Raw genomic sequence first — 20,485 nt, 5'->3', positions numbered from 1 at the left:
CCACCGGCGCCGCCGCTTACACACCCGGTGCGGCATCCGATGTTTCCCGCGCGGCTCGTCGGGGCACTCAAGAGGAACAGCACGAGAGACGAGGACGCCGGATGACGATGACCCTGACCGACCTCCCGGGACAGACACCGGGCCCTGTGCTGGCGCCGCTCCGCGATCGCTTCGACGGCGTCCACCGCATCGCCGTGCTGCGAGGTGGCGGCCTCGGTGACCTGCTGTTCGCGATGCCCGCCGTCGAGGCGCTCGCCGCCGCCTATCCCGACGCCCGCATCACCCTGCTCGGCACCCCGCTGCACGGGGCGCTGCTCGAGGGGCGCCCGGGCCCGGTCCACGGGGTCGAGCTGCTGCCCGCGGCCCGCGGGGTGCGCGGTGCCGACGACGCCGCCGATCCGCTCGCGACCGCCCGGTTCCACGTCCGGATGCGCGCCGAGGGCTTCGACCTGGCGGTGCAGCTGCACGGCGGCGGCCGCTACTCCAACCCCTTCCTGTTGGCCCTCGGGGCCCGGCACACGGTCGGCACCATGACCGGTGACGCCGCGCCGCTGGAGCGCACCGTCCCGTACCTCTACTACCAGCACGAGGTGGTGCGGTGGCTCGAGACGGTGGCCCAGGCGGGCGCCGCGCCGGTGACGATGGAACCGGTCGTCCGGGTGCTCGACGAGGAGCGGCGGCGCGGCGAGGAGCTGCTCGGCGGGGGCCGGGGCACCGGAGCGTCCCGAGGGGTCGTGGTCGTGCATCCGGGAGCCACCGACCCGCGCCGGCGCTGGCCCGCCGAGTCGTTCGCCGAGCTCGCCCGGCGCGCGCTCAACGACGACCACCGGGTCGTGGTGGTGGGCGACGCGAGCGACGTGCCGACGGCCGAGCGCATCGTGGCCCTGGCCGGGGGCGAGCGGATGCGCGGCCGACTCGTCTCTCTAGCCGGAGCCCTGACCCTGCCCGAGCTCGTCGGGGTGCTGGCGTCGGCCGACGTGCTGGTCGGCAACGACAGCGGACCGCGGCACCTCGCCCAGGCCGTCGGAACGCCGACCGTGTCGGTCTACTGGGTGGGCAACCTGATCAACGGCGGGCCGCTGACCCGGCGGGAGCACCGCGTGCATCTCTCGTGGACGACGGCCTGCCCCGTCTGCGGGCAGGACTCGCGGCAGCCGGGCTGGACGGCCGAGCGCTGCGAGCACGACGACTCGTTCGTCGCCGAGGTCGAGGTCGGGCCGGTCTTCGACGACGTGCGCCAGGTGCTGGCGCACGGTCGCCGCCGCTGAGCACGGGGCCGGCCGCACCACGGCCGGCCCCGCCCCGCTGCCCGCCACGGCCCGACGGGCCGGATCCTCACGGCCAGGACGGCTCCTCCTCGTGCGCGATCACGAGCTCGCGCACCTCGCAGCCCTCCGGCTGCTGCAGGGCGAACAGCACCGCGTTCGCAACGTTCGCCGGGTCGTTCAGCTTCGCGTCGGCGCCCGGTCGGTACTGGTCGGACCGGTCGTCGAAGAAGCGGGTCTGCATGCCGGCCGGGATGAGCGTGGTGACGCCGATCTCGCCCCGGGTCTCGGCGGCGAGGGCGCGGCTGAACCCGAGCACGCCGAACTTCGAGGCGCAGTAGGCGGTGGCGTCGCTGACCGCGCGCAGGGCGAGCGAGGACGCCACCGTGACGACCCGGCCGTGCCGCTCGGTGAGCGAGGGCAGGGCGGCGCGCACCACGGCGACCGTGCCGAGGAGGTTCACCCCGATCACCCGCTCCCACTCCGCGGCGTCGACGTCGAGCAGCCGGCCGCAGCGGTCGATCCCGGCCGCCGTCACGACGGCGTCGAGCGGGCCGAGGCGCTCGACGAGCTCGCGGACGGTCTGCTCGACGGCCCGCGTGTCCGACACGTCGGCCTGCACCGCCTCGTGGCCCTCGACCCGGCTCACGTCGAGGTCGAGCACGACGGGGGTGCCGCCCGCGGCGGCCACCGCGTCGGCGACGGCCGCCCCGAGGCCGGAGGCCCCTCCGGTGATCAGCACGCGTCCGAGTGGTCGTCGTTCGGTCAAGGTGTTCCTTTCGTCGGTGCTGCGGCTGCAGCCGGTGGAGCGGAGAGAGTGGTGCGGGGAGAGTGGAAGAGGAAGCGGGAGGCGCGTCAGCCGACCTTCGCGAGCGCGGAGGCCAGCCGGGTGGTCGAGCGGCCGGGGTGGTAGGGCACGGTGACGGTCTGCCCGCCCCACTCCGCGAGCACCGCCGTCTCGGGCAGGGCCGCTGCGACGTAGTCGCCGCCCTTCACCCAGAGCTCGGGCTCGAGCCGGCGGATCGCCTGCTCCGGGGTGTCCTCGTCGAAGACGAGCACGGCGTCGACGCACTCGAGCGCGGACAGCAGCGCCACGCGGTCGTCCTGGCTCATGATCGGCCGGTCGGCGCCCTTCAGCCGGCGCACCGAGTCGTCGGAGTTGAGACACACGATCAGGCAGTCACCGAGGGCGCGTGCCGCCGCCAGAGTGCGGGCGTGCCCCGCGTGCAGAAGGTCGAAGCAGCCGCCCGTCGCCACGACGGTGCCGCCCGCGGCCCTGACCCGGGCGGCCACGGCGACGGCCTCACGGCCCCCGCCGACGAGCACCGCCGACTCGGCCCGCTCCTCGGGATCGGTGGCCGCCCGGAGCCCGGCCACGCCGCCGGCGCCCAGGAAGGCGGCCGCCTCGTCGATGGCCCGCTGCACCGCGTCGGGGAGGGGGAGTCGCTCGCCGAGGCTCCGGGCCAGCGTGGCGGCGAAGCGGTCGCCCGCACCGCACGGATCGAGGGTCTCGACCCGCGGTGCCGGCACGACCAGCGGGCCCGACCCCGCCCGGTGCAGCAGGGCGCCCTCGTGGCCGAGCGTGACGACGACCGTCTGAGCGCCCCAGCTCCCAGCCAGCGCCGAGGCCGCGCGGGCTGCTCCGGCGATGCCGCGACCCGACGCTCCCGACAGGGCGAGCGCCTCGCTCAGATTGGGCGTGACGACGGCGGTGCCCGGAACCGGCTCGGTGCCGGCCGGGTGCGGGTCCCAGATCACGGGCACGACGGCGGCCCGTCGGGCGAGTGCTTCTCTGAGGGCCGGCACGGCCGTGAGACCGCGGCCGTAGTCGGCCACGACGATCACCTCGGCGGCGGCCACGGCGGAGAGCATCTGCTCGGTCACGACGGGGGCCGGCGGGGGATCGCAGCCCTCGTCGAGCCGCGCGACCGCGTGCCCGTCGGTGCGCACCCGGGTCTTCACCGGCGTCGGGGCGCCGGAGGGGCCGGCGACGAGACGGATGCCCGCCCGCTCCTCGAGCAGCGACCGCAGCTCCCCGGCGCCCTCGTCGTCCCCGAGCGCCGTGACGAGCTCGACCCGGAGGCCGCCCCTGTGACCGCCGCCGTCGCCACTGCCGTAGCCGCGAACGCCGCCGTCGCCGCGTCCGCCGCCGCCGCCGCCGTCGCCGTCGCCCGCGAGCATGGCCGCGACGAGGCCGGCGCCGCCCGCTCGCGCCCGCCGGTGGGTGACGCCGACGACGGGCACCGGGGCATCCGGGCTCAGCTTCGTGGTGCGGCCGTCGAGGTCGACGTCGAGCAGCACGTCGCCCACCACGGTGACGATCACGACGACCGCCCGGCCGTGGCGATGGCGTGGTCGAACACCCGGCAGAGCAGGTGGATCGCCACGAGCTGCGCCTCCTGCACGCTCGCCGCCGTGCCCGGAAGGGCGAGCGACTCCGCGCTCGCCCGGGTGAGCGGGTTCGGCCCCTCGCCCGTGAGCGCCCAGGTCGCGGCGCCCGCTCGCACTCCCGCGCGGGCCGCCGCCACGAGGTTGGGGCTCCGCCCGCTGGTGGACAGCAGCACCACCACGTCGCCCGATCGGGCGTGGGCCGTGACCTGCCGGGCGAAGACCTGCTCGAAGCCGTAGTCGTTGCCGATGGCGGTGACGCTCGAGCTCTCGGCGTTCAGGGCCAGCGCCGAGAAGGGCGCCCGCTCGCCGTCGAAGCGCCCGACGATCTCGGAGGACAGGTGCTGGGCCTCCGCCGCCGATCCGCCGTTGCCCGCGACCAGCAGTCGCTGGCCACGGCCGAGGCGGTTGGCGAGTTCACGGCCCCAGCGCTCGATCACGGGCACCTGCGCCTCGAGCTCGGCCATCGCCCGGGCGTGGTCGCGCAGGTGCAGCCCCAGCAGCGCCCGGTCGGCGGTGCCGAGGGGCACCGAGGCGGGTGCGCGCCGCGTCGAGGTTGTCGTGGTGCTCGTGGTGCTGCTGCTCGTCGTGCTGCTGCTCGTCGTCATAGCGTGACGCTCCCTCGGCGTGCTCTCTCGGATGGGCGGGCCTGGGCGGCCTGCCGGTAGGCGCGTTCGGTCTCGGCGGCGACCCTCGACCAGGCGTAGCGCCGCTCGGTGCGCCGGCGCCCGGCGGCTCCCAGCGCGGCGGCGAGAGCCGGGTCGTCGAGGATCGAGCCGACCGCCGAGGCGATCGCCCGGTCGTCCCGCGGGGGCACGTGCAGGCCGGTGACGCCGTCGACGACGCTGTCGGTCAGGCCGCCGACCGCGGCGGCGACCAGCGGCACGCCCGACGCCATCGTCTCCAGCGGCACGATGCCGAAGGGCTCGTACCAGGGCGCGCACACGACGACGTCGGCCGAGCGCATCATCGCGGGCAGCTCGGCCTGGCGGAGCTGCCCGTGGAAGGTCACCCGGTCGAGCACGCCGAGGCGCTCGGCGTGGGCACGGAGCCGCCGCACGTCGGGATCCTCGAGCACCGCGTCCGGCCCGGTCGAGCCGCCGACGATCACGAGCTCGACGTCGTCGCGGCCCTCGGCCACGAGCCGGGCGAGCGCCGAGATCGTCGAGCCCACGCCCTTCCGGGGCACGAGCCGGCCGACCGTCATGATGCGCCGGCGAGCGCCCCGCGGGGCGACCTCCCCGTCGGGCCTGAACAGCTCGACGTCGACCCCGCACGGCACCACCGAGATGCGTCCGGCGGGCACGCCCATGGCCTTCAGCTCGAAGGCCTCGTCGGAGCAGGTCGCGACGATGCGGTCGGCGCCGCGCCCCACCATCGGCTCGAGCACCGTGCGCTCGGGCGGGCTCGTGTCGTCGCGCCCCTGGTGCCGCTTCTTCACGGTGCCGAGGGCGTGGAAGGTGTGCACCACCGGCACCCCGATCCCGTCGCGGCCGGCGGCGTCGAGGGCGGCGAGCCCCGACATCCAGAAGTGGCTGTGCACGATGTCCGGCGGGCCCGGTTCCCAGTGCTCCGCGAGCCGCGCGCCGAAGTCGGCCATCAGCGGCAGCAGCTCGTCCTTCGGCACGGGCTCGGCGGGTCCGGCGTCGAGGTGCATGACCTCGACGCCCGGCCTGAGCGTCACCCGCTCGGGCAGCGTCGCCGAGTCGCGCCGGGTGTACACCGTCACCTCGTGCCCGCGCTCGGCGAGGGCCGTGGACAGGGCCGCGACGTGCACGTTCTGGCCGCCCGCGTCGACCCCGCCGAGGGTGGCGAGGGGGCTGGCGTGTTCGGACACCATGGAGATCTTCACCGGGTGCTCCCTACTGTCGGTCGACCGCGCACGAGCTCGGCGAGCACGCCGTCCCAGCGGTCGAGGAAGGTGGACAGGCCGTGGCGCTCGAGCGCGAACTCCCGGGCGATCCGGCCGCGGCTCCGGGCCTCGTCGGGGTCGGTGACGAGCAGTCGGGCGGCGGCGACGAGCTCGGCGACGTCGCTCGAGACGGCCCCCGCCTCGGGCGGCACGGCCCGGGGCACCTCGGTCGCCGCGAGCGCGACGACCGGCATGCCGAGGTGCATCGCCTCCAGCAGCGAGAGCCCGAGCGAGGTCCAGCGGTTCGGGTGCAGGTAGAGCCGGCGCTCCGCGAGAGCGGGGTGCAGGAGTGCGGTCGGGAGGTCACCGGCGGCGGTGACGAGGCCGTCGGCGAGGCCCAGGGCGCCGGGCAGGGCATCCGTCTTCATGCCGTACACGTCGAGCGGGGCCACGGCGGCGAACGCGGGAAGCAGGTCGGTGCCGGTCACCCGCGCGCGACGCACCGGCTCGTTGACCACCACGCCGATCCGGTCGAGGCTGCCCGTGTAGAGCGGGCCGGGGTCGGGCACGCCGTGCTCGACGACGAGACTCGGCGCGCGGCCCGAGTCCCACATCAAGGCGTTGAAGTGGGTGACGTGCACGATCGGCACGGCGCTCTGATCGGCGAGCGGATGCACGGTCGAGGGCACCTCGCCCTTCGGGGTGTTGTGCTCCACGAACACCGCGGGCAGGTCCCGGCCCGGCCGTCGGCCGAGCAGCCGTTCGACGTGGTTTAGCTCCACCGGCCGCTGCAGGACGACGGCGTCGACCTCCGCGTCCCGGAGCTCCGCGAACGGAACCTCGACCGCCGTCGCCGGCCAGTCGCGGCCGCCCCGGCCGATGCCGCCGCCCCGCTCGGGTTCGCCGGTCGGCAGCAGGTAGTCGTGGCCGCCGCGCACGAAGGAGTCCATCCAGCCACCGTGCACGTGCCACACCAGGATCCTCATCGGGCCGCCCCCGCCCGCTCGGCGAGCGGCACGAGGCGCTGGAGGGCCTCGAGCACCTCCGTCGCCGTCACGGATGCCAGGCACGGATGCCCGGGCACCGGGCACTCGACGGCCCGGGTGCCCCGGCAGGGTGCGTGCTGGTCGCCGAGCAGCTCGTGATCGACCCGGTAGGGTGCCCAGCGCACGGCCGGCACGACGGGGGAGAACAGGCTCACCACCGGGGTGCCCACCGCCGCCGCCAAGTGCGCCGGTCCGGTGTTGCCCGTGACGACCGCCTCGGCGCCCTCCATCAGGGCGGCCAGGGCACCGAGCCCGGTGCGGCCGACGAGATCGAGTCCCTCGCCGCCCGCGACGGCGGCGGTGAGCTCGCGCTCCCCGGCGCCTCCCGTCACCACGGGCCGGATCCCCCGTGCGGCCAGCAGGCGCACCGCCTCGCGGTAGCGCTCCGCCGGCCAGCGCCGCGACGACGCTGTGGCTCCCGGGTGCAGCACGACGTATGGGGCATCGGGCGCGAGAGCCTGTGCCGACGCGCGGTCCTCCGCGCCGATCCGCACCGCGAGCCGCCCGTCGTCTCCCGGGAGCGGCACGAAGCCGCCCGCCGCCGCGATGGCGAGGGCGCGCTCGGGCTCGGGCTGGTCCTCGTCGAGGTCCTCCCCAGGGCGGAGGCGCACGTCGAGGAGTGCGCCGGCGTAGTCCACCGAGGCGCCGACGATGCGGGGCATCCCCGCGAGCCGCAGCTGGAGGGCGAGCGGCAGCGGCGACTGGTGGAACGAGGTCAGCAGCACGGCCACGTCGAGCGACGCACCGGCTGCGGCCTCGTCGAGCAGCCCGTCGAGCCGAGCGAGCTGCTCCCGGGTGGCGTCCGGCGGCGGGGAGGTGATCCAGGGGCAGTCCCAGGTGAGCACGCGATCGACTCCCGGCAGCAGGGCGGCCGCGGCCTCGCCCTGGCGGCTGACGAGCATCCAGACCTCGTCGACACCGGGCGACGTGGCGACGGCCCGCACCGCGGGACCGGCCAGCAGCACGTCGCCGGCGTTGTCGAGCCGCGCGACCAGAGCGCGGCGGATCACGCGGGCACCCGATCGTCGAGGGCCGTGAGCGCCAGGTCGACCGCCTCGGCGAGGTCGCCCGCCACGAGCTGTGCCGCCGCGATCTCCTCGGGCCTCGTCACGGACGTGGGCACTAGGATGCCCGTCGCACCGGCCGCGCGGGCGGCCTCGACGTCGGCGCCGATGTCCCCGATCAGCACCACGCGGGCGGGCGGCACTCCGAGCGAGCGGGCGGCGTCGAGCACCATCCCGGGTGCGGGCTTCCGGCACGGGCATCCGTCGCCCGGTGCGTGCGGGCAGAGCCGCCAGACGTCGATCGGGCCGAGTCGCCGCTCGACCTCGGCGTTCACGGCGGCCACCTGCTCGGCGCTCACCAGCCCGCGGGCGATGCCCGACTGGTTGGTGACGATTCCGACGGCCAGCCCGGCGTCGCGCACCCGCTGCAGTGCCGCCGCCGCGCCGGCGACCGGCTCGACCAGCGACGGATCGCCGTTGTACGGCACGTCGACCACGATCGTGCCGTCGCGGTCGAACAGCACGGCGGCCGGCCAGGCGGAGGGGGAGGCGTTGGCTTGCATGCTGGAGGAGTTCCCCGCTCCCCGGAGAACTAAACACCGTCTTCTCTTCTTCTCCTGCCCGGAGTCAAGCCCCTCGCCGGAATCCGCTGCATTCCGCTGTTCTCCGCCGCCTGCCGGTGGCGCACGGCGCGGCATGCGGGTTGCATGGGGGCATGCTGCACTTCGATCCCCGCGACGACGACCGCCCCGTGCTGCTGGCCCTCCGCGCCCTGAAGCTCGGCGACCTGCTGGTGGCCGTGCCGGCGTTGCACGGCTTGCGACGGGCGCACCCCGGCCACCGGCTGGTGCTGGCGGTGCCCGGCTGGCTCGAGCCGATCGTCGACCTCGTCGGAGGGATCGACGCGCTGCTCCCCACCCCCGGCCTGAACGACCCGCTGCCGATCGCACCGGGGCGCATCGACGTCGCGGTGAACCTGCACGGCAGCGGGCCGGAGAGCCGCCTGATCGTCGACGCGCTCGGCGCCCGCCAGGCGATGGTGCACCAGGTGCCCGGTCTGCCCGCTGCTCCGGCACCGGCGCCCGAGTGGATCGACGAGATGAACGAGCGCGAGCGCTGGGTGCGACTGGTCGGTGCGTACGGCGTGCCGGCCGACCCGGGCGACACCACGCTCGAGATCGCGGCCCCGGCTCCGGATGCGCGGCGGCTCGGCGCCGATCCGCTGACGACGGCGCCGACCGTCGTGCACGTGGGCGCCTTCTACGGCTCCCGGCTGTGGCCCGCCGACCGCTTCGCCGCCGTCGCCCGTCAGCTGGAGCAGGGCGGCCACCACGTCGTGTTCACCGGCAGCGCGGCCGAACGGGAGCGGGCGCTCGCCGTCGCGGGGGCGGCCGGGCTCGGACCCGGCCGGGTGCTGGCCGGCGAGCTGGGGCTGGCCGAGTTCGCCGGCGTGATCGCCCACGCCCGGCTCGTGGTCTCGGCCGACACCGGGGCGGCCCACCTCGCGTCGGCCTACCGCCGGCCCTCGGTCGTGCTGTTCGGCCCGGCGGCGCCCGAGATCTGGGGTCCGCCCCCGGGCCCCCACATCGTGCTGACCGACGCCGCGCAGCGCCGGGGCGACGCGTTCGCCGACACCCCCGACCCGGCCATCCTCGCCGTGTCCGTCGAGGACGTCCTGGCGGCCATCGCCGCCTTGTCCCCGGAGGGCGTACTCTGAGAGGGACGCCCCAGACCCCGGTGTTCGACGACACGAACGCAAAAGGGGTAGCTATGTCCAGCCGGTCGAAGATCGTACGCCAGACGAGGGTCGTGCGGCCCTGAAGCGCATCCTGATCGGCGCGGCCGATCTCCTGACCGGAGACGCCTTCTCCGACGCCCTGCTCGACTACGCGGTGCTGCTCGGCCGGGCGGGGGCCACCGGCGTCGCCACGATCCCCGTCGTCGGCCCCGACGGCTGCGTGCGGCCGGCCCGTCTGCTCCTCGGGCCCGGCGCGCCGATCGTCGCGCTGAGCGCCGACTCGGAGCACCCGGATCCGGCCGACGCCGACGCGCTCGGCGAACTCCGCTCGCTCGCCCGGCCGGGGCCCACGAGTGCCGGCTGGACCGACGTCTACGACGACTACGACGTGTTCGGGCTCCCCGGCGAGCCGCTCCCTACCACGATCGCCGCGGGTGACGAACCCGCCTGATCGGGCACTGCTGTCAACCCCGTGCCGGCGCTTTTCGGCGCGCGTACGGTTCCGGATGCGCTGACCGCGCGCGTGCCGGAAGGAACCCGTTGACCACCACCCCCGACCTCTCCCTGCTCGCCGCCCGTCTGGGCTACGACACCCTCAGGGAGGGCCAGGAGGCTGCGGTGCAGACCGTGCTCGCGGGCCGGGACCTGCTGGCCGTCATGCCGACCGGCCACGGCAAGTCGGCCATCCACCAGCTCGCCGCCCTCGCGCTCGGCGGGCTCACGGTCGTGGTCACGCCGCTGATCGCCCTGCAGTGGGACCAGGTGCGGCACGTCGACGAGGACGGCGGGCCGCTCCGGGCGGCGGCGGTGAACTCGGCGCAGTCGGCGGCCGAGAACGACGCGGCGTGGGAGCTGGCCGAGCACGGCACGGGAGCGCGCACGCTCCATCTCGCTCCGGAGCAGCTCGCCAATGACGAGACGGTCGACCGGCTGCGGGCGGTCGGGGTGGTGCAGTTCGTCGTCGACGAGGCGCACTGCGTGTCGGCGTGGGGGCACGACTTCCGGCCCGACTACCTCCGGCTCGGTGAGATCGCCGACCGGCTCGGGCATCCGCCGATCGTCGCGCTCACCGCCACCGGCTCGGCCCCCGTGCGGGAGGACGTCCTCGAGAAGCTGCACCTCCGTGATCCACGGGTGCTGGTCAGCGGCTTCGACCGCCCGAATCTGCACCTGGCGGTCGTGCGTCACGAGAGCCCCGACGAGAAGCGGCGTGCCGTCCTCGAGCAGCTCGCCTCGCTCGAGGTGCCCGGGCTGCTCTACGTCGCCACCCGGCGGGCCACCGAGGAGTACGCCGAGGCGCTCCGAGAGCGGGGCCGGCGGGCGGCGGCCTTCCACGGCGGTCTCCCGGCCCGGGTCAAGGAGGAGGTGTACGCCGCGTTCCACGCGGGCGAGCACGAGATCGTGGTGGCCACCTCGGCCTTCGGCATGGGCATCGACAAGGCCGACATCCGCTTCGTGGTGCACGCCGACGTACCCGACTCGGTCGACAGCTATTACCAGGAGATCGGCCGGGCGGGCCGCGACGGCGAGCCGGCCGAGACGACCCTGCACTACCGGCCCGAGGACCTCGGGCTCCGCAGCTTCTTCGCCTCTTCCTCGCCCGACGAGTCGCGGCTGCGGTCGATCGTCTCCGCGCTCGCCTCGGCCGACCGCGCGCTGACCCGGGCGGCCCTGGCGAAGGCCTCCGGCGTGCCCGCCCGCTCGGTGACCCAGCAGGTGAACCTCCTCGCCGAGGCGGGGGCCGTGATCGACCGGCGCGCCGGGCTCCGGCTCGTCCGCGGAATCGATGCGAAGAAGGCCGTGCGCGGGGCGGTCGAGGCGCACGAGCGTCGTACCCGCATCGAGCACTCGCGCATCGACATGATGCGGGGCTACGCCGAGACGCTCGGCTGCCGCCGCCGCTTCCTGCTCGACTACTTCGGCGACACCAGCCCGGTCGACGGCGCCACCCCCGTCGACGACGCTGAGACCTTCTGCGGGCACTGCGACCTCTGCGAGGCGCGGGCGGCGGTTCCGGATGCACGTCCCGACGCCTCCGGAACGGCACTCGCCGACACGGCGGAGGGCCCCGGCGACTTCGCGGTGGAGCAGCGCATCCGCCACCGGAGCCTCGGGGAGGGCACCGTGGTGAGCGTCGACCCCGACCGCATCACCGTGTTCTTCGACGGCGAGGGCTACACCGTGCTCTCACGCTCGGTGATCGCCGAACAGCACCTGATCGCCTGATGCGAGCGGGCAGGATCGGCCCGGGGTACGTTGACGAGCACAGTCCACCGGGCCGGCCACCTGGCCGGAGCACTCCGCCGGACACCAGAGGAGCAGCATGAGCAGGGGAGTCGCCGTCGTCACCGGAGGCACGGCCGGACTGGGGCGGGCCACCGTCCGCGCGCTGGCGGGCCGGGGCTGGGACGTGGCCGTGCTCGCGCGCGGCACCGACGGACTGGACGGGGTCGTCGAGGAGATCGAGGCGTACCGCCGTCGGGGCCTCGGCATCGTGACCGACGTCGCCGACCGCGAGGCCGTCGAGCGGGCCGCCGACCAGGTCGAGCGGGAGCTCGGCCCGATCGACCTCTGGGTCAACGACGCGATGGTGGGTTCCTTCGCGGAGTTCGTCGAGACCGACCCGGAGGACTTCGAGCGGGCGACCGCCGTGAACTACCTCGGCTTCGTCAACGGCACCCGGGCGGCGCTGACGCGGATGATCCCGCGGGAGCGCGGGCACGTCATCCAGGTCGGCTCGGCCCTGGCCCACCGCGGCATCCCGCTGCAGGCGGCGTACTGCGGCGCGAAGCACGCGGTGCAGGGCTTCACCGAGTCGGTGACGACCGAGCTGATCCACCGGGAGAGCCCGGTGCGCATCTCGACGGTCGACATGCCCGCCATGAACACGATCCAGTTCAACTGGGTCAAGTCGGCGCTGCCGCACCACCCGCAGCCCATGGACGTGATCTTCGAGCCGGAGGTGGGGGCCAGCGTGATCGCGCACGTCGCCGAGCATCCGCGCCGGCGCACCTGGGTGGGCGGCCCGACCGCGAAGACCGTCATCGGCAACCGCTTCGTCGCGGGCTTCCTCGACTGGTACCTCGCCAAGACCGGCTACGACGGTCAGCAGGCGCCCGAGAAGACCGAGCCGATGCTGCCCACGAACCTGTACGAGCCGACCCCCGGCGACCAGGGTGCCCGCGGCATCTTCAGCGACCAGGCGAAGACACGCTCGCTCGAGGTCTGGTACATCCTGCACCGGCCGCTCGCCCTCTCGATCGCGGGAGCCGGCGCCGCGGCCGGAATCGGGGCCCTGGGCATCGCCGCACGGTCGGTCCTGAGCGGCCGCCGATGACCTCCACGCCCGACGCGATCGTCGTGGGGGCGGGGCCGAACGGTCTCGCCGCCGCCGTGACGCTCGCCCGGGCGGGGCTGTCGGTGCAGGTGCACGAGCGCGACAGCACCGTCGGCGGCGGTGCGCGCTCGGCGGAGGTGACCCTTCCCGGCTTCCTGCACGATCTGTGCTCGGCCGTGCATCCGATGGCCCTCGCGTCGGGCTTCTTCCGCAGCTTCGGGCTCGCGCGCCGGATCGACCTGGTTGTGCCCGAGGTGTCGTACGGGCATCCGCTCGACGGGGGAGAGGCCGGTATCGCGTTCCGGGACATCCGGCGGACGGCCGAGCACCTCGGTGCCGACGGCCCGGCCTGGATGCGGTTGATGGGGCCGCTCGCCGAGGAGGCCGACCGGGTCGCCCAGTTCGCCGGCTCCCCGCTCCTGCGCATCCCCGCGCATCCGCTGGTCGCCGCGCGCTTCGGCCTGCGGGCGCTCGAGCAGGGCTCGCCGCTCTGGAACGCGCGCTTCCGGGGCGAGGTCGCGCCGGCGATGCTGACCGGAGTCGCGGCCCACTCGATCCTCCCGATGCCCGGGCTCGCCACGGCCGGGGCGGCGCTGTCGCTCGGCGCCTACGCGCACGGGCGCGGCTGGCCCATCCCGATCGGGGGCAGCCAGGCGATCGTCGACGCGATGGCGGCCGACCTCGTCGCGCACGGTGGAGAGATCGTCACCGACTCCGAGGTGACGAGCCTCGACGAGCTGCCGGCGGCGCGGGCCGTTCTGCTCGACGTCACGCCGCGGGCCCTGGCCCGGATCGCGGGAGACCGGCTGACCGCGCGGTTCCGCGCGCGGCTCGAGCGGTTCCGCTACGGCAACGCGGCCGCCAAGGTCGACTTCGCGCTCGACGGCCCGGTGCCCTGGACGAACGAGCTGCTGCGGCAGGCGGGCACCGTGCACGTGGGGGGCACCCGGGCCGAGATCGCCGCCGCCGAGCGGGCCGTCGCCGAGGGCCGGCACGCCGACTCGCCGTACGTGCTCGCCGCCCAGCCCTCGATCGCCGACCCGTCCCGCGCCCCCGAGGGCAAGCACGTGCTCTGGACCTACACGCACGTGCCCCGGGGGTCGACCGTCGACCCGACCGAGGCGATCACCCGGCAGATCGAACGTTTCGCACCGGGCTTCCGCGACCTGGTGCTGGCTTCGTCGGCCCGCTCGGCCGTGCAGCTGGAGAGCTACGACCCGAACTACATCGGCGGGGACATCGCCGCCGGTGCGGCCGATTTCGTGCAGCTCGCCGCCCGGCCGCGGTTCTCGCTGAACCCGTGGGCGACTCCCGCGAAGGGGGTCTACCTCTGCTCCTCGTCCACCCCGCCCGGGCCGGGGGTGCACGGACTGGCGGGCTGGTACGCCGCCCGCCGGTCACTCGCCGCCGACTTCGGGATCGATTCCCCGCCCTCGCTTCGCTGAACTCCTCGCTCACTGAACTCCTCACTCGCTGAACTCCTCGCCGGGCGTCATCGCCCCCTCCACCGGAAAGGTGACCACCATGTCGACCAACGTCCGCTTCGTCAGAGCCACCCCGGAGCAGGTCTTCGACGTGCTCGCCGACGGCTGGCTGTTCCCCGTCTGGGTCGTCGGCGCGTCCCGCATGCGCGAGGTCGACGACGACTGGCCCCGAGTGGGGTCGAAGCTGCAGCACTCCTTCGGCGTCTGGCCGACGGTCATCGACGACGAGACGACCGTGCTGGAGTGGGACCCGCCGCACCGGATGGTCATCCAGCCGGCCGGCTGGCCGATCGGTGAAGCGCGCGTGACCGTCGACGTGAAGCCCCGCGGCGACGGCTCGCTCGTGCGCATCCGGGAACGCGCGGTGAAGGGCCCTGGTGCGTTCGTGCCCTCCCTGGTGCTCGACGTGCCGCTCTACGTGCGCAACGTGGAGACGCTCCGCCGCCTGGCCTGGATCGCCGAGAACCGGCCGAAGAACGACGCGACCGAGAGTCGCACCACGACGCCGGGCGCGACCGGGGCGCCGGGCGCGGACCGCTAGAAGATCAGGGTGCGCCCGACGAGGCGCTGGGCCACGTCGTGCAGGCCCAGCCGGTTGGAGCGGGCGTAGCCGCGCAGCAGGTCGAACGCCTGCTCGGTCGACACGCCGTGGGTGTGCGCGAGCACCCCCTTGGCCTGCTCGATCACGACCCGGGTGTTCAGGGCGCGCTGCAGCTGGGTGCGCACGGCGTCGGTCTCGCGGAACACACGCTCGTGCAGGATGCCGATGGTCGCGACGTCGGCCAGTGCCTGGGCGGCACGGAGGTCGGCGGAGGACAGGGGCGTCTGCTCGAGCCGGTACAGGCTGAGCACCCCGATCCGGGTCTCGCGGAGGCGCATCGGCACCGCTGCGACCGCCCCGAAGCCGAGCTGCTCGGCCGCCTTCCGGAAGGGGCCCCACTCGTCGGGGGTGTCGTCCAACCGCCCGAGGCTGACCTGTTCCCCGGTCTCGAAGCTGCGATGACAGGGGCCGGCCTCGGCACCGAGCTGCATGGTGTGCACGAGCCGGGGATCTTCGCTGGTGGACGCCACCACGTCGAGCTCGCCGCTCTCGTCGGCGAGCAGCAGGCCGACGGCCTCGACCGCCAGCACGTCCTGGCAGATCTCGACGAGGGTCTGCAGCAGATCCACCACGTCGTAGCCTTCGACCAGTGTGTCGGCGAGGGTGGCGAAGCCCTCGATCAGGCGGGTCTCCCGCAGCTCGCCGTTCACGCGCGGTCCTCGATGAGGTCCCCGTCGACCGAGAAGCGCAGGCGGCCGTTCAGGATGTCGTCGGCCACCTCGGCCATGGTGCGGCTCTCGGCGTAGGCGTGACCGCGCACGAGCATCTCCGCGTCGTCGACCGACACCCCGAGCTGGGCGATCACCATCCCGGTGGCCTGGTGGATGGCGCGCCGGGAGTAGCGGTCGATCGGCGCCGAGACCGGTTCATCGTCGGAGGCCGCCTCGAGGGCGCGTCGCAGGACCAGCCGGCTCACCACGGCGGCCATCGCCGACGCCTGCCGGGCCTGCCGGGGCGTGAGGGTCGTCGGGTCGACGGAGTAGAGGTCGACGGCTCCCAGCCGCAGGTGGCCGACGGCGAGCGGGAACGCGAACACCGCTCCGATCCCCTCCTGGGCGACGGCCGGCAGGAACACCGGCCACGAGCCGCGCGGGCGGTGGCGGATGTCGGGTTCCAAGACGGGGGCGAACGTGCGCAGCGCGTCCCAGCAGGGGCCCTCGCCCAGGTCGAGCTGCAGTTCGTCGAGGCGCGCGGCCAGCGGGTCGCTCGCCGAGACCGTCTCGGACGTGAGGATCTCACCGAGGGTGGAGATCGAGGCGCCCGACACCGGGAAGCTGCGGGCGATGGGCTCGGCCAGGCGGGTGGCATCGGCTCCACTGAACTCTCGGAGCTCCTGCAGAGCGTCGGAGAATGCATCGGCCATGAACAGAACCGTATCAACTGCGGCCGGTTTCGGCCGGGCCATTGCCAAACCGGTGCCGGAGGCTCAGTCTGGAGCATTCGAGGGAAGCGTGACATGAAGAGAATCAACATCGACTACGCCGGCAACCACTACTCGGTGGGCGGCCGGGACGTCGACGAGCTCCAGAAGGAGATCGAGACCATCGTGCGCAGCGGCGAGCCGGGCTGGCTCATCGTCAATCACGGTGAGGGCGTGCCGCAGCAGGCGCGACTTCTGATCACGCCCGGCGTGGCCCTCGCGCTGCTGCCCGTTGACGACGGCGGTCAGGCGTAGCCGCTCGGCGAGCGATCCAGGGGATCACCGTGCTCCTCTCACCGGCCGGGGGGCAGCGGGGTGCGGGGCCGCGGCGAGCGGGGCAGCGGGGTCCGGCGCAGCATCGGCCGGGGTAGCAGCGGCCGGGGCAGTTCCTGCCCGCCGTGCACCGTCAGGCTGTGCACTCCGCGCCGCACCCGCAGCAGGAAGGCCCGCGGGTCGGCGAAGGGCCGCATCGAGATGCCCATGCCGATGCGGCGGTCGAGACGGATGCCCGGCCGGCGCCACCGGCCACGGGCACCGTGCGCGGCCGCCGGCAGGGCGCCGAGGTGCACCGACAGGTCGAGGTCGTCGTGCACGAGCAGGTCGTGCCGGTGCACCTCGTCCCGCACGGCGAGCCAGGCCTCGCGCCGCACGGCGCAGTTCGAGCCGAACAGAGGCGGATGGCCGAGGGCGGGCGCCGAGAACAGGGCGTAGGCGCCCAGGTACACGACGGCGAGGGGCCGGCGCAGCAGCCGCGGCCCGTCGGAGAACCGTGCGTCGCCCGTCACGGCGACGAGCCCCGGGCGCTCGCGGAAGGCGCGGGCGATGCCGGCGATCCACTCCACGGGCGGCACGCAGTCCGCGTCCAGCCGCGCCACGATGTCACCCCTGGCCTCGTCGAAGCCGCGGGCGGAGGCGGCCGGGATGCCCTCCTCGTCCTCCGTCACGACCCGGGCGCCCGCGGCCCGGGCCACGGCCGCGCTGTCGTCGCTCGACCCGTTGTCGACGACCACGATCTCCAGGGGCGCGAGGGTCTGGGCGGCCAGCGAGCGGAGACACCGCCGGAGCCCGTCGGCGTCGTCGCGCACCGGGATCACGACCGAGATCGTGGGCGGGGTGTCGCGGGCGGCGGCGGGGCGGTCGGGGTCTCCGGCGGTGTCTCGTCGATGGTTCGTCACGTGGTGCTGATCATGTCCTTCTCGACCTGGGCGGCCTTCTCCACGGCACGGAGTTCCGGCGTGGGGCCGGGTGCCGCCGGGGAAGTCGATGTGGCGCTACGAGTCGTCACCGTACTCTGCGGAACCGTCTCCCGCCCGGCCCCTGCGGACGGAGGCGCCCGCGAGTATGGTCACGCCCAGGACTCCACGACCCGATCACGCGAAGGAGACGACCATGAGAACAGGCGGAATCGCCCGAGTGCTGATCCTCGGCGGCGGCTACGGCGGCCTGATGGCGGCCCGGCTGCTGCAGCGGCACGTCGACCGTGACCTCGAGGTCACCGTCGTCGACCCGAACACCTACATGACCTACCAGCCGCTGCTCCCCGAGGTCGCGGGCGGGCACGTCGCCCCGCGCGACGTCACGGTGCCGCTCGGCCGCACACTCCGCCGCTGCCGGGTGCTGCAGGCCTCGGTCACTGGTGTCGACTCCGGCTCGAGGAGCGTGTCGCTCCGCGCGGCCGACGGCTCCGAGTCCACGCTCGGCTACGACGAGCTGATCGTCGCGATGGGAGCCATCTCACGGGTCTTCCCGACGCCTGGGCTTCAGGAGCACGGCATCGGCTTCAAGACGGTGGAGGAGGCGGCCTTCCTGCACGACCACGTGATCGAGCAGGTCGAACGCGCGGCGGGCACCGACGACCCGGCCGAGCGCGCGAAGGCGCTCACCTTCCTCGTCGTAGGCGGGGGCTACACCGGGGTCGAGGGGCTGTCCGAACTGGCCGACCTGAGCGTGAAGGCCGTCGCCCAGCACGACCATCTGTCCCGTAAGGACATCCGCTGGGTGCTGGTCGAGGCCCTCGACCGGGTGGCTCCCGAGGTGGGCCCGGAGCTCTCCCGCTGGACCCTCGGTCACCTGCGCGAGAAGGGCATCGACGTGCGGCTGGAGACGACGGTGAAGAGCGTCGAGGACGCGGTCGTCGAGTTGAGCACGGGGGAGAGCTTCGCCGCCGGCACCGTGATCTGGACGGCCGGGGTGCAGCCGAATCCCGTGCTCGACGCCACCGACCTGCCGCGCGGGCCGAAGGGCCACCTGATGGCCGACGCCTCGCTGCGCGTGGTGCGCGAGGACGGCACGCCGGTTCCGGGCGTCTGGGCCGTCGGTGACATCGCCCAGATCCCCGACCTCACCGCCGAATCGCAGCCCGCCTACTACCCGCCGAACGCGCAGAACGCGATGCGGCAGGGTCCCGTGGCGGCCCGCAACGTGCTCGCCGACCTGGCCGGCCGGGAGCCCGAGGAGTACCGCCACGTCTCGCTCGGCACCGTGGCGAGCTACGGCATCGGCGACGGCGCCGCGAACATCAAGGGAGTGCGCCTGAACGGCCTGCCGGCGTGGCTGGCCCACCGCAGCTACCACCTGCTCGCCCTGCCCACCCTCGGCCGCAAGACCCGCGTGCTGCTCGGCTGGATCGCGGAGGCCGTGGCCGGCCGCGAGCTCGTCGCCCTTCCGGCGGTGCGCCACCCGAAGCGCGCCTTCGACGGGTCGTTCAAGGCGCTCGCCGCCGCAGCGGCGAAGAAGCGGAAGTCCTCGTGAATCCTCCCGCCAGGATGACCCCGGTGACCAGCGGCAGGGAGTCGGCGGCAGGCACCGTCGTTGTCGGCTGACATGGCCGGCACGACCGCGCCGCGATCCGGCCCCTCCGCCGGCACGCCCGGTGAGCCGTCGGCGGTCGTCATCCTGCACGGTATCGGCGTCTCGCACCGCTACAGCGACCGGCTGCAGGAGGAGCTCTCCGACAGCCGCCTGACCCTCTCGTTCGACCTGCCCGGCTTCGCGGGCACCCCGCGCCCGCCCCGGCCCTTCTCGGTCGCCGACCACTCCGAGGTCGTGGCCGCCGCCCTCGACGCCCGGGGCCTGTCGGGGTGCACCGTCGTCGGGCACTCCATGGGGGTGCAGTTCGCGCTGGAGCTGGCGCTCCGCCGACCCGACCTCGTGGGCGCCCTGGTGCTGATCGGGCCCGTGACCGATCCGGCGCGACCCACGGCGTGGCAGCAGGCGCTCGACCTGGCGGCGGACACCTTCTGCGAGCCGCTCGGCACGAACGCGATCGTCGTGACCGACTACCTCCGCACAGGGGTGCGCTGGTTCTTCACCGAACTGGGGCCGATGCTCACGTACCCCACCACGGAGGCGGTCGCCGCCGTGCAGGCGCCCGTCCTGGTCGTGCGCGGCAGCCGTGATCCGATCGCCCGGGCACCGTGGTGCCGGGAGCTGGCCGCGGTCGCGGCCGACGGACGCCTGCTGGAGGTGCGGGGCCATGGCCACGTCGTGCAGCGTTCGGCCGCCCGCACGGTGGCGGCCTCGATCGAGCAGTTCGCGGCCGAGTACGAGCACCCGCACGGGCAGGCGCCCGTGCACGGGCCTGCGCAGGCGCACCGGCCCGAGCGCGCGGCCGGGGTGCACGGGTGACGGGCCTCGTCGCCCGTGCCCGCTGGTTCGTCGAGGACTACGCCACCGCCGCCGGCCTCCAGCTCGCCGGGATGGCCTCCCGCTCCGACCCGGCCGACTTCCAGACCGGCACCGAGCGTCCGTGCATCGTCATCCCCGGGGTGTACGAGACCTGGCACTTCATGGCGCCGGTCATCGAGGCGCTGCACGGGCGCGGGCATCCGGTGTTCGTGATCGAGGCCCTGCGCCACAACCGCCGGCCCGTGATCGACAGCGCCGGCGTGGTCGCCGATTTCGTGCGGCAGAACGGCCTGGACGACGTCTTCATCGCCGCGCACAGCAAGGGCGGGCTGATCGGCAAGTACGCGATGCTCGAGCTCGACCCCGACCGTCGCCTCGTGCGGATGGTCGCGATCGCGACTCCCTTCTCGGGCTCCCGCTACGCCGACTTCGCGCCGAACCGCACCCTCCGCGCCTTCCGTGCCAGCGACCCGCTGACCGTGCTGCTCAACAAAGAGGACCGGGTGAACGACCGCATCACCTCGGTCTTCGGCGAGTACGACCCGATCATCCCCGAGTCGAGCGTGCTGCCCGGGGCCGAGAACGTGAAGGTGCGGGTGGGCGGGCACTTCCGGGTGCTCCGGCACGCCACGACGCTGGCGGTGACGGTCGAGGCGGCGGCCCGGCCGTGACCCGCTACCTGGTCGCGCTCGCGGTCATGGCGACCGGCCGGGTTTGTCCAGC

At 74.4% G+C, this 20,485-nt stretch carries 21 protein-coding genes; 11 read left to right on the top strand and 10 right to left on the bottom strand.

Annotation, left to right across the window (positions count from 1 at the left end; all coding sequences use genetic code 11):
- The first annotated feature begins 101 nt into the window (after positions 1-101).
- Positions 102-1,268: a glycosyltransferase family 9 protein gene (locus tag BJ984_RS14705; protein WP_246306471.1), complete on the top strand. Its 1,167-nt coding sequence runs from the start codon at positions 102-104 to the stop codon at positions 1,266-1,268.
- A 67-nt stretch (positions 1,269-1,335) separates the two neighbouring features.
- On the opposite strand, the gene BJ984_RS14700 is transcribed toward BJ984_RS14705, so the two are convergent.
- From BJ984_RS14700 to BJ984_RS14670, 7 genes are all read right to left on the bottom strand, one after another.
- The gene (locus BJ984_RS14700) at positions 1,336-2,034 is read right to left on the bottom strand and encodes an SDR family oxidoreductase (protein WP_179548633.1); all 699 of its coding nucleotides are present in this window, start codon (positions 2,032-2,034) and stop codon (positions 1,336-1,338) included.
- Between the two features lie 86 nt (positions 2,035-2,120).
- Positions 2,121-3,590 (bottom strand): PfkB family carbohydrate kinase, encoded by a 1,470-nt coding sequence (locus BJ984_RS14695; protein ID WP_179548632.1) that lies wholly within the window; start codon positions 3,588-3,590, stop codon positions 2,121-2,123.
- The gene (locus tag BJ984_RS14690) at positions 3,587-4,261 is read right to left on the bottom strand and encodes a D-sedoheptulose-7-phosphate isomerase (protein ID WP_179548631.1); all 675 of its coding nucleotides are present in this window, start codon (positions 4,259-4,261) and stop codon (positions 3,587-3,589) included. The genes BJ984_RS14695 and BJ984_RS14690 overlap by 4 nt, the downstream gene beginning before the upstream one ends.
- A complete protein-coding gene (locus BJ984_RS14685; RefSeq protein ID WP_179548630.1) occupies positions 4,258-5,505 on the bottom strand; it encodes a glycosyltransferase in 1,248 nt (415 codons plus the stop codon). The genes BJ984_RS14690 and BJ984_RS14685 overlap by 4 nt, the downstream gene beginning before the upstream one ends.
- Positions 5,502-6,491: a glycosyltransferase gene (locus BJ984_RS14680; RefSeq protein ID WP_179548629.1), complete on the bottom strand. Its 990-nt coding sequence runs from the start codon at positions 6,489-6,491 to the stop codon at positions 5,502-5,504. Before BJ984_RS14680 ends, BJ984_RS14685 begins: the two co-directional genes overlap by 4 nt.
- Positions 6,488-7,558 carry a glycosyltransferase family 9 protein gene (locus BJ984_RS14675; protein WP_179549485.1) on the bottom strand — a complete coding sequence of 357 codons (1,071 nt, stop codon included), beginning with the start codon at positions 7,556-7,558 and terminating at the stop codon, positions 6,488-6,490. The genes BJ984_RS14680 and BJ984_RS14675 overlap by 4 nt, the downstream gene beginning before the upstream one ends.
- On the bottom strand, positions 7,558-8,118 hold the full coding sequence (locus BJ984_RS14670) for a D-glycero-alpha-D-manno-heptose-1,7-bisphosphate 7-phosphatase (protein ID WP_179548628.1): 561 nt from the start codon (positions 8,116-8,118) through the stop codon (positions 7,558-7,560). The genes BJ984_RS14675 and BJ984_RS14670 overlap by 1 nt, the downstream gene beginning before the upstream one ends.
- A gap of 152 nt (positions 8,119-8,270) precedes the next feature.
- Here BJ984_RS14670 and BJ984_RS14665 point away from each other — a divergent pair, with 152 nt between their 5' ends.
- The 6 genes from BJ984_RS14665 to BJ984_RS14640 all read left to right on the top strand — a co-directional run bounded on the left by BJ984_RS14665 (position 8,271) and on the right by BJ984_RS14640 (position 14,655).
- Positions 8,271-9,272: a glycosyltransferase family 9 protein gene (locus BJ984_RS14665; RefSeq protein ID WP_179548627.1), complete on the top strand. Its 1,002-nt coding sequence runs from the start codon at positions 8,271-8,273 to the stop codon at positions 9,270-9,272.
- 175 nt (positions 9,273-9,447) lie between these two features.
- Positions 9,448-9,744 carry a hypothetical protein gene (locus BJ984_RS14660; RefSeq protein WP_179548626.1) on the top strand — a complete coding sequence of 99 codons (297 nt, stop codon included), beginning with the start codon at positions 9,448-9,450 and terminating at the stop codon, positions 9,742-9,744.
- 89 nt (positions 9,745-9,833) lie between these two features.
- Positions 9,834-11,519 carry a RecQ family ATP-dependent DNA helicase gene (locus tag BJ984_RS14655; RefSeq protein WP_179548625.1) on the top strand — a complete coding sequence of 562 codons (1,686 nt, stop codon included), beginning with the start codon at positions 9,834-9,836 and terminating at the stop codon, positions 11,517-11,519.
- A 97-nt stretch (positions 11,520-11,616) separates the two neighbouring features.
- Positions 11,617-12,630: an SDR family oxidoreductase gene (locus tag BJ984_RS14650; protein WP_179548624.1), complete on the top strand. Its 1,014-nt coding sequence runs from the start codon at positions 11,617-11,619 to the stop codon at positions 12,628-12,630.
- Positions 12,627-14,075: a phytoene desaturase family protein gene (locus BJ984_RS14645; protein WP_179548623.1), complete on the top strand. Its 1,449-nt coding sequence runs from the start codon at positions 12,627-12,629 to the stop codon at positions 14,073-14,075. Before BJ984_RS14650 ends, BJ984_RS14645 begins: the two co-directional genes overlap by 4 nt.
- A 79-nt stretch (positions 14,076-14,154) precedes the next feature.
- On the top strand, positions 14,155-14,655 hold the full coding sequence (locus BJ984_RS14640; RefSeq protein WP_179548622.1) for an SRPBCC family protein: 501 nt from the start codon (positions 14,155-14,157) through the stop codon (positions 14,653-14,655).
- Here BJ984_RS14640 and BJ984_RS14635 read toward each other — a convergent pair.
- The gene (locus BJ984_RS14635) at positions 14,652-15,365 is read right to left on the bottom strand and encodes a GAF and ANTAR domain-containing protein (protein WP_271206547.1); all 714 of its coding nucleotides are present in this window, start codon (positions 15,363-15,365) and stop codon (positions 14,652-14,654) included. The two genes, BJ984_RS14640 and BJ984_RS14635, sit on opposite strands and share 4 nt — an antisense overlap.
- Complete coding sequence (locus BJ984_RS14630) at positions 15,362-16,078, bottom strand: GAF and ANTAR domain-containing protein (protein WP_179548621.1); 717 nt, start codon at positions 16,076-16,078, stop codon at positions 15,362-15,364. The genes BJ984_RS14635 and BJ984_RS14630 overlap by 4 nt, the downstream gene beginning before the upstream one ends.
- A 93-nt stretch (positions 16,079-16,171) precedes the next feature.
- Between BJ984_RS14630 and BJ984_RS14625 the strand changes: the two genes are divergently transcribed.
- Positions 16,172-16,390 (top strand): hypothetical protein, encoded by a 219-nt coding sequence (locus BJ984_RS14625; RefSeq protein WP_179548620.1) that lies wholly within the window; start codon positions 16,172-16,174, stop codon positions 16,388-16,390.
- A gap of 38 nt (positions 16,391-16,428) precedes the next feature.
- Here the strand turns inward: BJ984_RS14625 and BJ984_RS14620 are convergent, their stop codons facing one another.
- The gene (locus tag BJ984_RS14620) at positions 16,429-17,310 is read right to left on the bottom strand and encodes a glycosyltransferase family A protein (protein WP_179548619.1); all 882 of its coding nucleotides are present in this window, start codon (positions 17,308-17,310) and stop codon (positions 16,429-16,431) included.
- 214 nt (positions 17,311-17,524) lie between these two features.
- On the opposite strand from BJ984_RS14620, the gene BJ984_RS14615 reads away from it, so the two are divergent.
- The 3 genes from BJ984_RS14615 to BJ984_RS14605 all read left to right on the top strand — a co-directional run bounded on the left by BJ984_RS14615 (position 17,525) and on the right by BJ984_RS14605 (position 20,433).
- Entirely contained in the window at positions 17,525-18,886 is a 1,362-nt protein-coding gene (locus BJ984_RS14615; protein WP_179548618.1) for an NAD(P)/FAD-dependent oxidoreductase, read from the top strand.
- 72 nt (positions 18,887-18,958) lie between these two features.
- Positions 18,959-19,762, top strand: coding sequence for an alpha/beta fold hydrolase (locus BJ984_RS14610; protein ID WP_179548617.1), 804 nt, complete (start codon positions 18,959-18,961; stop codon positions 19,760-19,762).
- Positions 19,759-20,433: an alpha/beta hydrolase family protein gene (locus BJ984_RS14605; protein WP_173181323.1), complete on the top strand. Its 675-nt coding sequence runs from the start codon at positions 19,759-19,761 to the stop codon at positions 20,431-20,433. Before BJ984_RS14610 ends, BJ984_RS14605 begins: the two co-directional genes overlap by 4 nt.
- The last annotated feature ends 52 nt before the right edge of the window (positions 20,434-20,485 follow it).

It is taken from the genome of Herbiconiux flava, assembly GCF_013409865.1.
Lineage (GTDB): Bacteria > Actinomycetota > Actinomycetes > Actinomycetales > Microbacteriaceae > Herbiconiux > Herbiconiux flava.
This window is presented reverse-complemented; position numbering and strand designations above follow the sequence as displayed.

Bases quoted from the DNA above. Each gene is read 5' to 3' on its own strand.
- BJ984_RS14705 (WP_246306471.1), top strand. From the start codon at position 102: ATGACGATGACCCTGACCGACCTCCCGGGACAGACACCGGGCCCTGTG.
- BJ984_RS14690 (WP_179548631.1), bottom strand. From the start codon at position 4,261: ATGACGACGAGCAGCAGCACGACGAGCAGCAGCACCACGAGCACCACG.
- BJ984_RS14680 (WP_179548629.1), bottom strand. From the start codon at position 6,491: ATGAGGATCCTGGTGTGGCACGTGCACGGTGGCTGGATGGACTCCTTC.
- BJ984_RS14670 (WP_179548628.1), bottom strand. From the start codon at position 8,118: ATGCAAGCCAACGCCTCCCCCTCCGCCTGGCCGGCCGCCGTGCTGTTC.
- BJ984_RS14665 (WP_179548627.1), top strand. From the start codon at position 8,271: ATGCTGCACTTCGATCCCCGCGACGACGACCGCCCCGTGCTGCTGGCC.
- BJ984_RS14650 (WP_179548624.1), top strand. From the start codon at position 11,617: ATGAGCAGGGGAGTCGCCGTCGTCACCGGAGGCACGGCCGGACTGGGG.
- BJ984_RS14645 (WP_179548623.1), top strand. From the start codon at position 12,627: ATGACCTCCACGCCCGACGCGATCGTCGTGGGGGCGGGGCCGAACGGT.
- BJ984_RS14640 (WP_179548622.1), top strand. From the start codon at position 14,155: ATGTCGACCAACGTCCGCTTCGTCAGAGCCACCCCGGAGCAGGTCTTC.
- BJ984_RS14630 (WP_179548621.1), bottom strand. From the start codon at position 16,078: ATGGCCGATGCATTCTCCGACGCTCTGCAGGAGCTCCGAGAGTTCAGT.
- BJ984_RS14625 (WP_179548620.1), top strand. From the start codon at position 16,172: ATGAAGAGAATCAACATCGACTACGCCGGCAACCACTACTCGGTGGGC.
- BJ984_RS14615 (WP_179548618.1), top strand. From the start codon at position 17,525: ATGAGAACAGGCGGAATCGCCCGAGTGCTGATCCTCGGCGGCGGCTAC.
- BJ984_RS14610 (WP_179548617.1), top strand. From the start codon at position 18,959: ATGGCCGGCACGACCGCGCCGCGATCCGGCCCCTCCGCCGGCACGCCC.